The sequence below is a fragment of the Kordia sp. genome (assembly GCF_965283645.1).
Classification (GTDB): domain Bacteria; phylum Bacteroidota; class Bacteroidia; order Flavobacteriales; family Flavobacteriaceae; genus Kordia.
In genome coordinates this window covers 1-13,406 of sequence record NZ_CBDIPG010000002.1, presented here as the reverse complement: position 1 = coordinate 13,406, position 13,406 = coordinate 1, and the positions used below count along the sequence as shown (strand labels likewise).

The following is a 13,406-nucleotide window of genomic DNA, read 5'->3' as shown; positions in this document are numbered from 1 at the left end:
ACAATGATATAAAACGATAAAACAATACCGAATAGCATGAAGAGAAAAGACTTATTGATTGAAGTTACCAAACGAATTCAGCGTAATGAATATTCATACCAAATAAAGAAATATCTAGGAAGTAAAGGTTGTACAGAAGAAGAACAAGACGAAATTCTAGCGGAAGCAAAAAAGAATATACGAGAAGAAAAGTTGCAAAAACTACCAATGAGGAATAAAATTATTTTTGGAACATTTCTTACATTAACACTAGTATCTTTTATTCTATTTATGTTTGTGTTGCCAGAATATGATATTTATGGAATTACAACTATTTTGGCGGTTATTGGCGTTATAGTATGTATCATATTTGCTGTTTTTACCCTTGTTTATTTTAATAGATGGAAGCCTGAAAAAGTCCAATTAGAAGTTGAAGATACGCTTCAGCCCGATTATACAGCGGCTTTTGCCATAGCAATCATTCCTGCAATTGTACTATTTTTTATATTCTCAGCCAGATTTAATGCTGTTGAAGATCGAATTTTAGCAGAAACGCAAGTTCGTACTGACGGAATAATTATTTCGGGCATTTCCACAAGCTCTGGAACCGGAACGTACTCAACAATTGTAGTGCGTTTTACGACCAAAAATGGTACAATGAAAGAAATAAAAACGGAAGTTGGCAACAGTGAATTTAACCGATATTACCAAGATCAACGTGTAAATATTGTGTATTCGTCCAAATATCCTTCAATTATGCGCTTATTGACGCAAGAAGATAACATCAGACAGTTTACAGATACGGAAGAACGCGATTTATTGCCAGCAGATTTGGAAGCTATTTTAATGGAAGAATTTATACCAACGGTAAAAGGCTTGAATAAAATTTCATTAGGCTGGAAAAAAGATGCTTCTTCTGGTGCTTGGTATAATGAAAACAAAGGTGCCGCGCTTAAATTTATTGATAATCAGGAGATTGCTTATGTTTGTGATATAATATCTGGAAGTACATTTGTAAAACAATTAGAAAAAAGAGGTTATAAAGTAACGGAAGATGGCACAAAACGTACAGGAAGTGTGATAGAATCAAAATATTTGGAAAATGAAGATTTTTATGTATTTGTAGAAACCAAAATGAAAAGCGATGATTTGGTTACGATTATACAAATGGCAAGGAAATAATAGTATGATTTTCAATATATCACTTCATTACTCATAAATTAAGTATACTTTCAGTCAGATTGAATTTTTCATGAGTGTAATTTATATATAGATTATTCACTGTTTTTTGAAATTTAAATGCTAGTAGTACATCAAAATGTTTTTTATCTTTGCAAGATAAAAGCACATACATAATGAAACACAAAATTACCCTATTACTTTTTGCTTTCTCCTATATATTATTTGCTCAAGATACCGCATATAACTGGGCTAAAACAGTTGGCGGCAGTGGCGGTTATGACTTTGCACTTAGTATTGATTATGATTCGACCGGAAATGTATATACGGCAGGATATTTTAGTAATACCGTAGATTTTGATCCGAGCAGCAGTTCGTCATTTACACTATCTAGTAATGGAAGTAGTGATATGTTCATACAAAAATTAGATGCCAATGGTAACTTTGTTTGGGCAGTTTCATTTGGTTCTAGTTTTTCTGATGTTGCAAGTGATATTGTAATTGATGCGAATGACAATGTAATTATTACAGGATTTTTTAGAGGAACTGTTGATTTTGATCCGAGTTCAAATGTAAGTGAATTAGTTTCTGGAGATTACTATCAAAACTATGTATTGAAATTAGATGCTGACGGAAATTTAGTCTGGGCAAAAGCCTTTGGAAGAACTTCATTTTCAAATGATTATGGAAGTGTTGATGTTGACGCTACAGGAAATGTGTATACTACTAGTTACTTTAGAGATACCGCAGATTTTGATCCAGGTTCAGGAACATTCAACGTTACAAGTAGCGGATTTTCAGATATTTATGTACACAAACTAGATGTAAATGGAAACTTTTCTTGGGTACGAACATTTGGAAGCTCTAACAGTCATGATATTGGTCATGCACTTGTAGTCAGTAATTCTGGATATGTATACTCTACAGGAGAATTTTTATCAACAGTAGATTTTAATACAGGTTCAGGCACTTACAATAGATCATCTAATGGAATAAGAGACTATTACATACATAAATTAGATACTAACGGAAACTTTATTTGGGCGAGAACAGCTGGTGGATCTTCTGATGAAATCGGAAGAGGAATTGCACTTGATAGTAATGAAAATATATACTTTGTTGGATATGTGGCTGATAGTGGTGATTTTGATCCAACTTCTTCTACTTATAATGTAACAGTAACTGGCGCGTATAATGCTTTTATTGCAAAATTTAATTCTAGCGGAAACTTTCAATGGGCAAAAAATATAGATGGCGTAAATGTACGATCAGATGCAACCGATATCGCTATAGATGTTGATGATAAAGTCTACTTTATAGGTTCATTTCAGTTTACGCCTGATTTTGATTTTTCAAATACAACAAACACAATGACCTCTAATGGGAATGATGATATTTTTGTTCAAAAAATTGATGGCGATAGTAATTTTATTTGGGCAAAATCTATCGGAGGTTCAAGTTGGGACATTCCGTACGGAATAAAAATTGGACCACAAAATCAAATATACATCGCAGGAACTTTTACAGGTTCGGTAGATTTTGATTTTACAACCAATACTGATAACCAAAATAGAGGTAGTGGCTATAATATTTTTACTTCAAAATGGAAAGATCCAGAAGTATTATCTGTAAATACTTTTGAAAATCAACAAAGTTATATATTTCCAAACCCTGCAAAAGAAAGAATTAATCTAAGTTTTCAAAAAAATATTCAAGAAGTAGATATTACACTTTTTACGGTATCTGGAGAATTACTGTTTAAAAAGAAGTTCCAGCATATTGAAAAAGTAACGTTACCATTACAAAACATTTCAAGAGGTATTTATTTTTTAAATGTAACTGGAAATTCAATTACGGAAACACATAAGTTGATAATTAATTAATCAACTCAAATTTTTATGATAAAGCCAATCTTTTTAACATTGATTGGCTATAAACTCGTTTACACTTTTTAGATACAAGTGAAAATTGAAAAAGAGTAAACGAGTTCTAAATCATAAAATCGAATTACGCTATCTTCTTAAATTTCATCTATTTTTTTGCTAGTACTATTGTATGTAATAAAAGATAATATTACTATGAAAATGATTTTTTCAAATACAATAAATTAAGATAATTTCGAATATGTTTTCTTTCCTTTTATAAAATATGAATACACAATAAATTTGTGTTGAAAGTACTGTTTTTGCTGTGTTTCTCCACGTTTCTTAAGCATTTTAGGTAAACGTGCATAAAAGTGAAAATGTGCTTTTATAACAGCTAAAAAGTGCTTGAATTGTAGTTTGATTAAAAACTGTAATGCGGCAATTCCATCTAATATCAATCGTGAAAATATGATTGGAAATAGTTTCCCTTTCGGGAGATTTTTCGCAAGCATACACAATGAATTTCTAAAATTTAGATATGTTTTTCGTGGATTAGAACTATCCAATGTTGCGCCACCAACATGAAACACAACACTTTCAGGAATACACTTTGTTTTGTATCCTGCATTAAACGCACGCCAACACAAATCAACTTCTTCTTGATGTGCAAAAAAATCTTCATCGAAACCATTCAATTCCGTAAAAACATTTTTTCTGATGAATAAACACGCACCAGAAGCCCAGAAAATTTCCGAACTTTCATTGTATTGTTGTACATCTTCTTCAAGTGTTTGAAAAATTCGCCCTTTACAATATAAATATCCGTACTTATCAATAAATCCGCCAGCCGCGCCAGCATATTCAAAATGTGTTTTTTGTTTAAAATCTAAAATTTTCGGTTGAATAATTGCCGTTTCAGGATTCGAATTAAATTCTGATAGAATAGGAGTGAGCCAGTTTTCTGTCACTTCAATATCTGAATTTAACAAACAGAAAATGTCTTCCGAAACGTGTGGTAATGCATCATTATACCCTTTTGCATAGCCACCATTTTTAGCATTTTGAATAATCTTAACTTCGGGAAAATTTGCTTTTACATACGCCACTGAATCATCACTTGAAGCGTTATCAGCTACATAAATTGTCGCTTCTTTTGAAAACGCAATTACACTCGGTAAAAACTGTTCTAACAACTGTTTTCCGTTCCAATTTAGTATAACGACTGCAATTTTGTTTCTACTCAAAGTTTTAAAAATTTATATTTTGTATATCTGTTTATTTGAAGGTTCCTTGACTCACAACTCACAACTTGTAATCAGGTATTTCCCGTAAAAAATGATATTGTTTCGCTTCATAATCCATCGTACAATAATAATGATCTAAACCATTGGTAACCATTAAATATGTTGCTTCCAACACCATGTTATAACGTGCAATTTGGTCAAAAGTTTTCTGATTAATAGCAATTGCACTTCGTTTGCATTCAACTACTAAAAAAATACTTCCATCCGAGTTGAATATGACAATGTCGTACCGTTTTTTTAAACCATTGAAAATGAGTTCTTTTTCAACATTTATCAAGCTTAAAGGATATTTTTTCTCTTGCAAAAGAAACTGTACTGTATGTTGCCTAACCCATTCTTCAGGAGTTAATACCATAAACTTTTTCCGAATTGCATCAAAAATATAGATTTTATTTTCCCTATTTTTGAAGCGGAATGTATATTTTGGAAAATTTAAGAGTTCCATAAGCACAAAACTAACGATTCGTGCATCGAAAACCAATACAATTCCGCATTTGTCATACTCATGGAAGAAGCAAAACAGATTGTCAAAGATATTCAGCAAGGAAATATAAAACCTATTTACTTTTTAATGGGTGAAGAAGCCTATTATATTGACAGAATTGCTGATTATATTGAAGAAAAAGTATTGGCTGAAGAAGAAAAAGGTTTCAACCAAATGGTGTTATACGGACGCGATGTTACTATTGATGATATTGTTGCCAATGCCAAACGATATCCGATGATGGCAGAACGACAAGTGGTGATTGTGAAAGAAGCACAAGATTTGTCGAGAACCATTGATAAATTAGTTGGTTATATTGAAAATCCGCAACCTTCTACAGTATTGGTGATTTGCTATAAGTACAAGAAAATTGCTAAGAATAAAAAATTGTATAAAGCCACTGTGAAAAGTGGAGTGATGTATGAAAGTAAGAAATTATACGAAAATCAAGTAGCAGATTGGATTCGTAGAGTGTTGGCTGGAAAAAAGTATCAAATTACACCAAAAGCGGCACAAATGTTAGTCGAATTTTTAGGAACGAATTTGAGTAAGATTAACAACGAACTTGAAAAGTTACAATTAATTCTGCCAAAAGGAAGCGAAATTACGCCAATTTTGATTGAAGAAAATATAGGAATTAGTAAAGATTATAACAATTTCGAGTTGCGAAAAGCAATTGGCGATCGAGATATTGCAAAAGCGTTTCGAATTATTACGTATTTTTCTGAAAACCCAAAAGACAATCCCACAGTAGTGACAGTTTCGTTGTTGTTTAATTTCTTTTCACAATTGTTACAATATCATGGTTTACGCGATCAAAATCCTAAAAATGTAGCTTCTGTATTGCGTATCAATCCGTTTTTTGTGAAAGAATATCAAGTTGCCGCTCGTAATTATCCAATGAAAAATGTGAGTGGAATTGTGGCAACATTACGCGAAATGGACGTAAAAAGTAAAGGTGTTGGCGCAAGTAATTTGTCCAATGGCGATTTATTAAAAGAGTTGTTGGTGAAGATTATGAACTAAGTTTGTGCTTGATTGAATGTTTTAATGTTTTAATGTTTTTTGTTTTCTGTTCATTCACCCAAAACCCAAAACCAGTTAAGCTGCATTGATATCTACTTCGAAGTTTTTCTGCATAAACTGTCCAATCATTTGTTTTGCTAAGCCAAGGTATTCTTCTTTAGGGTTTAAGAAGTTTTTTAAGCGTTCTATTTGGACTTCTAGTTTGTCTAATAAATCATGTGTTGCTGCAATTTCAGGATCGTAAAATCGATCAACAATTTCCATAAAATCTTCAATAGCTTGCATTTGTGCACTTATTTCTAGTGCTTTTTTCTCCCGTCTTTGCACTAATGGAACGCGTTGCAAAGCAAAAACTTTGATGGAAGTATCTGCACGTTCTTTTTTGAATTCACTTTCCGCTTTTGGTTTTATGACACCAGAATTCATATCATATTTAAAATATACTTCAGGATCTTCAACGGAAGGATCAATTAACAAGCGAACTTCATCTTCTTTTTTTAAATCACCATCAATGGTGCGAACTCTAAATTGTTCATCTGCCAACGGAAATTGATTCATTTTTCCCATGCTAGTAGCTTCATCGTTTTCAGAAGTTTCTTGTTTTGATTTTTGATTGCAATTTCTACAAGAGAATAATAAATTGTTCCAATCGGCGGCGAGCCAATAATAGCCTGGTTTGGAGTTTCCATCTTTTTTTAACTCTTCAATTTCTCCTTTTGGGCGAAAATGTTCAATATCACCAACATAAGTTGCCAGAATATCACCTTCACAATAGGCGCATTTTCCAAAACTCATATCAATTAACGCTTGTTTTATGGTCGCATGGCTGTATACTGAAAACTTATACGCTTTCGTATTGGATGCATCTGCATAGTGTGCTGTGGCTTTTTCAAGTTCTTTTTGTACTTTGACACTTCCATCTTTCAGTATTTCGGGAACTTCAACCGAATCTCTTTTAATGAAAATCATAATTTATTTTTTTGATCTAATTTTTTCCAGAGTGCTTTTACTCTCGAAACAGTTTCTTTTTTTATTTTTTGCGTGTCAATTTTTAGATTATTATCGCGCATATTTTTAGCTAATAATTCATCCACAACTTGATATACTATTTCCTCACGCGCATCATTTCCAAAACGCATGTATTTTAGTTCATGTACTTCATTTTTAAGCTTTTGGAGTTGTTCTTCATAATCTGTGCTTCGTTCAGATTCATCTAGCGCAAGCAACTTGTAATACTTTTTAAATAACAGTTCAGTTTCAATATCCATGGTACTATTCAGTCCAAAAAACTTAGATGTCAATAATTGATCAATACGCAAACTACTCGGACTTGGTAAATCTGTAATGGCGTCAATTGTATTTTCTTCATTTTTTCGCAACACTACAACTTCATTGTCTATAATACCTCGCAAACACAAGGGTTCATGTGTAGTAATGATGAATTGAATTTTTGGAAATGTTGTTCGCAAACGTTTTACAATTTCCATTTTCCAACGTGGATGTAAATGTGTGCCAATTTCATCAATTAAGACAATTCCTTCTGCAAGTCCGTATATCGTATTTTCTTTTGATAAGGTATAAATCATGTCAATTGCAATGGCAAAAACGGACTTGTAACCATCACTTAAATGATCAATATCAACAGTTTCTTTTGAATGATGGTATTTGATGAAAATTTGCTTGTTTACAATACTTCTTTTAATATCATCTTTATTGTCCAATAACAACAAATTCTTTAACGAACGTGATACTTCATTAAACGTTTTACGGTCTGTATTTAAAAACCAATCTTTTGCATTAGATAATGAAACAGAGGCATCAAAAAGGTTTTTTACTTTTATATAATCTGGATGATTTTCTTCGGGTTGTAAATTTCCAATTGGTAACAATCGGGTTGAACCATATCCAATTAAAAAAGCTGCTGGATGATGAATGTTTGAAACAATTTTGTTTTCTTTTTTGTTATATGTGATTTCGTAAAATTCACCTTTTCCTTTGCCATATACTTGAATAAACCCTGAGCGTTTTCCATATTTCAGCAAATTTTTTACTTCAAGATTTAGCGTATTCAAATACTTTTGTCCCATCAATGCAAGTACAATTGCTTTGAGAACAGAACTTTTTCCAACGCCATTTTCTCCTAAAAATACCAACCAAGGTTCCGAACTTGTATCTTCTGAATAATCGGGAAGTTTTAGTGTTAAGTCTGAAAAGCATTTAAAGTTTTTCAATACAATCCGATCGAGATATACATTTTTAAGAATACCATCAAAAATATCTTCAGCTTCTTCCTCTATGCTTGGTAAAACGGCTTCTTCTGTATAGGGATCATTTCCAACTGATCTTGGTGAAAAATCATTAAAATCAAAACCTCCTTTTATTTCCTCTAATGGTTCTTGTTGTTTTATGCTTTCAAACTGCTCTTGCTGTTTTGTATATGCATCAATTTGATCCATTAACGGACCTAATAAGCTTTGAATTTTTTTATCTTTTAAATAGTCATTGATGAGCGCTTTTCTAAATGCTATATGGTTTTCTTTAGAAGTTCCTTTTAAAACATCATTCCATTTTTCTGCGGTTGAGTGCGTTTTATCAGTACCACGCCGCATTGCTTCTATAGCTGCATTTAATTCTTTAATAATTTGTTGACGTTCATAAATTAAGTCTTGCCTGTTGAGCCCTAAAATTTTTATGGTGGCTTCTGCTTTTTGTTTGTTATGTGCTGCTTTAAAATCTAACTCTTTTATTTTTGAGAAAAAGGAGAGTTTTTGATCGTTTGTAGGTACAATTTCGCATGAAGAAATATTGAATTCAAAAAATAAACTTGGATCGTCTACACATGGATCAATTAAAAAAGCTTTTTCAGCACTGGAAATTTGTCCGTGTGATGTTTGTAACGGAGCTCGTTTTCCTTCAACGGGAAATAAATTTGATTTGAATCGACTGCAACTGTGACAACACGCATATAAATTTTCCCATTCATAGGTTAACCACCAATAATGATCTTGTGCAACTTCCTTACTATCAAATCCTTGTGAATAACTGCTTGGGCGAAAACGATGCACATATCCTTCGTAACCCATTTTAGTTTCTCTAAGTTTGGATTCGCAAAAAGCACATTTATAATCGAATAATTCCATCATTAAATTGATCACTTCATATGGAAAATGATCTACAGAAAACGTACGTTGTGCACGAGAATTTTTGTGCATTCCATAAAAATCATTTATTTCTTGCCGTAAGCGATCGTATTCTTTTGAATAAAAAAACTTTGGCTTGTCAATTTTATCTCTGTTAACTTTAATCACAATGTACGATTTAGATGGAATAATTTCTTTACTAGATAAAGTACGTGAAAAATAATAAGAAACAAAACATCAAAAGTAAAATACGGTGTTTTTCCCCTAAGATAAGTGTAGTTATATCAGTACATTGTATTGTTATTATTTCTTTTATAGAAATTTATAAATTATGGAGACATGAAAGCAGAAAAGAAAAATCCCATTGCGGATAAAGGAGCAACTACTATTATTCAGAAGAAAGAAGGAAAATCGTTTGTAAAACCAAAAGGGGATATGAATAGTTTTACACCACCAACAACTTCTGGAAAAAAAAATAAGAGCTTGCCTAATAAGTTACAATCTAACATGGAGACTTCTCTTGGGCAGGATTTTTCGAATGTTGGGATTCATACAAACTCACAGAAAGCTGTTCAGATGCAAGCGAGAGCGTTCACACAATCTGAGCAAATTCATTTCGCTCCGGGCGAATTCAATCCGAGTTCATCAGCTGGTCAAAATTTAATTGGTCACGAGTTTACACATATTGCACAACAGCGTGCAGGTGTTGTAAAACCAACAAAAGCTTTGAAAAAAGGAATCATGATAAATGATGACCGAAGTTTGGAAAGCGAAGCGGATAACTTTGGACGTAAAGCGGCTAGAGGAGAAGCGGTTTCTAAATATCGTTCTGCTGGTTTAGGTATGCGAAGTTCAGTACGAACTGCACAAGCGAAGAGTAATGTGGTGCAGATGGCAATGAAAGAAACACATTTAGGAAAGTTTTATGATGATACTTACGCATTAACTTCAAGCGGAAGTAGAAGAAGAGGTGTAGATATGGTGCTTAGGTTTGAGCCAAAATCATTAGTTGACGCGGAACTTATCGGATTGACACAATCTGTTCAAACAGTTCATAATGGATCTCATTTTTATCCTAATTCAGATAATTTTTATGATTCTAGAGCAATAAAATCAGCCGATGCAGAAAATAATCCACATACGGGAATGTCAGATGAAGGAACTAGAATTGATAGAGTAAAATCAAGAAATAATCCAATATATGGCTCTCAATCTTTAACATCAACACAAGGTCTTGAAGATACAAACCTTGATAATAATAGAACATCAAAAACTACTAAAGTAGGATTAAGTAGATTAGATCCTAATGCAAATGCAACTTATCAATTGGGGTATAATTATAAAGATTCGAGTAATGCTTTAAAAAATAAAGCCGCTATATTAGCAGATGGTCCAAGTATTGGAAGTGTTGATGTATCTAAAAATTCTGCTCAATATTTTGAAACTACTGCATTAGCGATTAAAGGAAATCAACAAGGAACATATTATGGATCTGTACAATGGGGTTGGGAAACTGATAATGCAGGCAATCATACTATTTTACCTTTAAAAGTAATATCTCAAGGCGTTCCGAGTTCAACTTTTTTAAAGTCAGCTGAAAAATGGAATACAGGTAAGAGTTCTTTAAGTGTCAATAATGAAAATTTACCAGTACCAGATATAAAGCTTACCACTACATCAATAACAGGAATTTATCCTCCAGACTTTATTGGTCCACCTTTATCAATTCCAGCCAATACACGAGTAGAAATAATAAGAAATGCAACGGCTGGAACTAATGGAGAAATTAGAGTAGTAGATGGTATTTTTGTAGGTAATAAACTGACTGTTAATGCGACTGATATAGGAACGTTAAGTGATGAAAGAAGTTAATATAAAATATTTTATGATTCTCTGCCTAGTACTCTGCTATGGTTGTATAAATGATAACAAGATGAAACAAGTTGAACTATTTGAAGAAAAACTATTAGAGTATAATTATTTTGATTTGAATCAAATTCAGGATACAGTGATTTCAAATCAAGTTTGGAATGGTGGAAAGAATAGTGAATTATTAAAAAAAGTAATAAATAGTTCTTCCACTTCTTTAAAGTCTAAGTTTCTTGCAGCGACTATTTTGTTGGAATTTGAAAATAAAATTGATAAAAAATTTCATAAAAATTTATCAAATGTATATGCATATGCGCTAACTCATACGAGTGAAAAATATGATAATATTATGCATCTCAACGGAAATTTGTGGGGATTTTTATATGAAGAAAATGATTTAGGCAAATTAGGGAAGCACTATGTTTCTTTTGGACAAATAGCAATTCCTTCTTTGAAAAAATTATTAGAAGATACTGATAATCAGATTTTTTATGATGGAAGTGAAGAAGCTACTTTAGGAAATGATTACCAATACAGAGTTAAAGACTTCGCAGCATTTTATATTTCAAAAATTAAAGATATTCCAATGACGTTTTATCAAGATTTTGAGAAAAGAGATGCCGAAATTGAACGCTTAAAAGAAGTTTTAGAAAACGAATAGGTATGGACGGACTAAATCAAGATGTAGAAATTGTACAAGAGCTGGAACGCCAATTAGAACGTTCGGGCTATTTTACACATAGTTCGCTAAGTAATCAAGCAGAACGTATCAACGAAATAGAATCGTTCTTATACGGCTTAATAGATACGTTGATTGATGATGGAAAAGTTAAAAAAGAGAAGCTTGAAGAAGTCGTACAAAATGTGCGTACAGAAACGTTAGCACGTAAAGAACATTTTCATGCAGGAATTGCTATTAGAGTTGATGCAGCAGAAAAAAAGGATGATTTTGTTCCTGTAAACTGTGAGGAACGCTTGCATATTTGTAAAGGCGTTTGTTGTAAACTCAATTTTGCTTTGTCTGTTGAAGAAATAGAAGGTGGAAAATCAAAATGGGATTTAGGTCAACCGTATTACATTCGGCAAAAATCAACCGGATATTGCACACATTTAGACGAAAACAAACAATGTTGTTCTATTTATAACGATCGTCCAAAAGTATGTAAAAAGTACAGTTGTGCAAACGATACACGTATTTGGAAAGATTTTGAAACGATGGAACTCAACACCGAATGGATTGAAACTAATTTACAAGAACGAAAAGTTCAATTACAAGGTGTATACATGATTCCTGAACAGAAAATTGAATACAAAGCTAAGAGCTAACTTTAAAAAATTATTTTAAATTATAAATGTTGAATGCTAAATTTTAAATGTAAAACTTTTTGTTTCTAACTTTTTAACAATCCCTTTCGCCAATTGCGTTGCGGCGTCGTTATTATGACGAAACCACAATTCAGGTTCAATCAATTCAATTTCAGAGATTGCCAATTGATCGTCATTATCCCAAATAATATCTACACGTGCATATATTGGTAGTTCAATACAAGCTTTTACAGCATTTTCAGCAAAGTCAATTTCAGCTAAACTAGGATTGTATTCATAAACACTTCCACCAAAATCATCTTGAACTCTAAAATCTCCAGCTTTGGCTTTTTTCAAAATAGCATGCGTATACGTTCCATTAATTACAATTAACGAAATTTCTCCTTTGGTAACAATTTGATTCATAAATGGTTGCAACATCATCGCTTCTTCAGAAATTAAGTTTTTATACAAAATTTCATGCTTGTGAATTGTATCAAGATTTAATTTGTATGTATGTCGTGCGGCACCAGAAACACAAGGTTTTAACACGGTTTGTTCCCAACCCAAAGCTGTATGTAATTCAGACAATGTGCGCGTGTCACCTTTTTCCATAAAGTATGTTGGAACGATTTCGATTCCAGCAGTTGACAAATCATGTAAATAGTGTTTGTCAATATTCCAATGAATAATTTTTGCAGAATTTAATAAGATTGTTTTTTGACCAACTTCAGTTAACCAACTTGAAAACTCTGAAAAGCGATCAAAATAATCCCAAGTCGTTCTAAAAAGCACGTATTTTGTGGTATTCCAATCAAAATAGGCGTCATCCCAAGCAAGTCTTTTAACGTTTAACTCTTCTTTTTCTAAAGCTTCTTTTACCAACTTATCTTCCAACAATACATTGTCTATATACGCATTTGTTTCTACAGGATTTGCATAGCGTTTTTCTGTTAAAATAACAACATCAATTGGTTTCATACAGTTAAATTTAGTCTCACAAATATAAAAAGCCTGTTGTAAAAAACAGGCTTTAAGGACTGTAATATATGTTTAATTTGTATTAATCAGATATAACTTTTACGATTAGATAAACATTAGTTTTGACTATTCATTTTCGTTTTCTTTGCTTACCTAAAGAAATACCGAATCAAGTTCAGCACAGGCTTCAACAAAAGAAAGGGCACTTTTCCAGAGGTGTTTTTAGCTGAAAAAGCTAAAATCGTAAATCTTTCTCTAAATTTTTTCCAAGGTT

The 13,406-nt window shown here is 32.3% G+C and carries 11 protein-coding genes; 6 read left to right on the top strand and 5 right to left on the bottom strand.

All coding sequences use genetic code 11. From position 1 onward, the window contains the following. The first annotated feature begins 36 nt into the window (after window positions 1-36). Both ACQ654_RS24660 and ACQ654_RS24655 read left to right on the top strand, forming a co-directional pair. Window positions 37-1,161, top strand: coding sequence for a hypothetical protein (locus ACQ654_RS24660; protein WP_430413066.1), 1,125 nt, complete (start codon window positions 37-39; stop codon window positions 1,159-1,161). A gap of 173 nt (window positions 1,162-1,334) precedes the next feature. Further along, window positions 1,335-3,041 (top strand): T9SS type A sorting domain-containing protein, encoded by a 1,707-nt coding sequence (locus tag ACQ654_RS24655; protein ID WP_430413065.1) that lies wholly within the window; start codon window positions 1,335-1,337, stop codon window positions 3,039-3,041. A gap of 224 nt (window positions 3,042-3,265) precedes the next feature. On the opposite strand, the gene ACQ654_RS24650 is transcribed toward ACQ654_RS24655, so the two are convergent. Together ACQ654_RS24650 and ACQ654_RS24645 are read right to left on the bottom strand one after the other, a co-directional pair. Then, window positions 3,266-4,267, bottom strand: coding sequence for a glycosyltransferase family 2 protein (locus tag ACQ654_RS24650; RefSeq protein WP_430413063.1), 1,002 nt, complete (start codon window positions 4,265-4,267; stop codon window positions 3,266-3,268). 58 nt (window positions 4,268-4,325) lie between these two features. Further along, window positions 4,326-4,772 carry a type I restriction enzyme HsdR N-terminal domain-containing protein gene (locus ACQ654_RS24645; protein WP_430413062.1) on the bottom strand — a complete coding sequence of 149 codons (447 nt, stop codon included), beginning with the start codon at window positions 4,770-4,772 and terminating at the stop codon, window positions 4,326-4,328. Window positions 4,773-4,832: 60 nt separating this feature from the next. Between ACQ654_RS24645 and holA the strand changes: the two genes are divergently transcribed. Beyond that, on the top strand, window positions 4,833-5,837 hold the full coding sequence (holA, locus tag ACQ654_RS24640) for a DNA polymerase III subunit delta (RefSeq protein WP_430413061.1): 1,005 nt from the start codon (window positions 4,833-4,835) through the stop codon (window positions 5,835-5,837). Between the two features lie 75 nt (window positions 5,838-5,912). On the opposite strand, the gene ACQ654_RS24635 is transcribed toward holA, so the two are convergent. Further along, window positions 5,913-6,806 carry a retron system putative HNH endonuclease gene (locus ACQ654_RS24635; RefSeq protein WP_430413060.1) on the bottom strand — a complete coding sequence of 298 codons (894 nt, stop codon included), beginning with the start codon at window positions 6,804-6,806 and terminating at the stop codon, window positions 5,913-5,915. Further along, on the bottom strand, window positions 6,803-9,145 hold the full coding sequence (locus ACQ654_RS24630) for an AAA family ATPase (protein WP_430413059.1): 2,343 nt from the start codon (window positions 9,143-9,145) through the stop codon (window positions 6,803-6,805). Before ACQ654_RS24630 ends, ACQ654_RS24635 begins: the two co-directional genes overlap by 4 nt. Window positions 9,146-9,316: 171 nt before the next feature. Here ACQ654_RS24630 and ACQ654_RS24625 point away from each other — a divergent pair, with 171 nt between their 5' ends. The 3 genes from ACQ654_RS24625 to ACQ654_RS24615 are packed head-to-tail and all read left to right on the top strand — an operon-like array spanning window position 9,317 to window position 12,172. Further along, window positions 9,317-10,849, top strand: a complete 1,533-nt coding sequence (locus ACQ654_RS24625) for a DUF4157 domain-containing protein (RefSeq protein WP_430413058.1) — start codon at window positions 9,317-9,319, stop codon at window positions 10,847-10,849. After that, on the top strand, window positions 10,836-11,507 hold the full coding sequence (locus tag ACQ654_RS24620; protein ID WP_430413057.1) for a hypothetical protein: 672 nt from the start codon (window positions 10,836-10,838) through the stop codon (window positions 11,505-11,507). The genes ACQ654_RS24625 and ACQ654_RS24620 overlap by 14 nt, the downstream gene beginning before the upstream one ends. A gap of 2 nt (window positions 11,508-11,509) precedes the next feature. After that, window positions 11,510-12,172 (top strand): YkgJ family cysteine cluster protein, encoded by a 663-nt coding sequence (locus ACQ654_RS24615; protein WP_430413056.1) that lies wholly within the window; start codon window positions 11,510-11,512, stop codon window positions 12,170-12,172. A gap of 36 nt (window positions 12,173-12,208) precedes the next feature. Here the strand turns inward: ACQ654_RS24615 and ACQ654_RS24610 are convergent, their stop codons facing one another. Continuing rightward, window positions 12,209-13,132, bottom strand: a complete 924-nt coding sequence (locus ACQ654_RS24610; protein WP_430413055.1) for an ATP-grasp domain-containing protein — start codon at window positions 13,130-13,132, stop codon at window positions 12,209-12,211. Window positions 13,133-13,406 lie beyond the last annotated feature (274 nt).

Bases quoted from the DNA above. Each gene is read 5' to 3' on its own strand.
- ACQ654_RS24625 (WP_430413058.1), top strand. From the start codon at position 9,317: ATGAAAGCAGAAAAGAAAAATCCCATTGCGGATAAAGGAGCAACTACT.
- ACQ654_RS24610 (WP_430413055.1), bottom strand. From the start codon at position 13,132: ATGAAACCAATTGATGTTGTTATTTTAACAGAAAAACGCTATGCAAAT.
- ACQ654_RS24645 (WP_430413062.1), bottom strand. From the start codon at position 4,772: ATGGAACTCTTAAATTTTCCAAAATATACATTCCGCTTCAAAAATAGG.
- ACQ654_RS24620 (WP_430413057.1), top strand. From the start codon at position 10,836: ATGAAAGAAGTTAATATAAAATATTTTATGATTCTCTGCCTAGTACTC.
- ACQ654_RS24655 (WP_430413065.1), top strand. From the start codon at position 1,335: ATGAAACACAAAATTACCCTATTACTTTTTGCTTTCTCCTATATATTA.
- holA (WP_430413061.1), top strand. From the start codon at position 4,833: ATGGAAGAAGCAAAACAGATTGTCAAAGATATTCAGCAAGGAAATATA.
- ACQ654_RS24660 (WP_430413066.1), top strand. From the start codon at position 37: ATGAAGAGAAAAGACTTATTGATTGAAGTTACCAAACGAATTCAGCGT.
- ACQ654_RS24635 (WP_430413060.1), bottom strand. From the start codon at position 6,806: ATGATTTTCATTAAAAGAGATTCGGTTGAAGTTCCCGAAATACTGAAA.
- ACQ654_RS24615 (WP_430413056.1), top strand. From the start codon at position 11,510: ATGGACGGACTAAATCAAGATGTAGAAATTGTACAAGAGCTGGAACGC.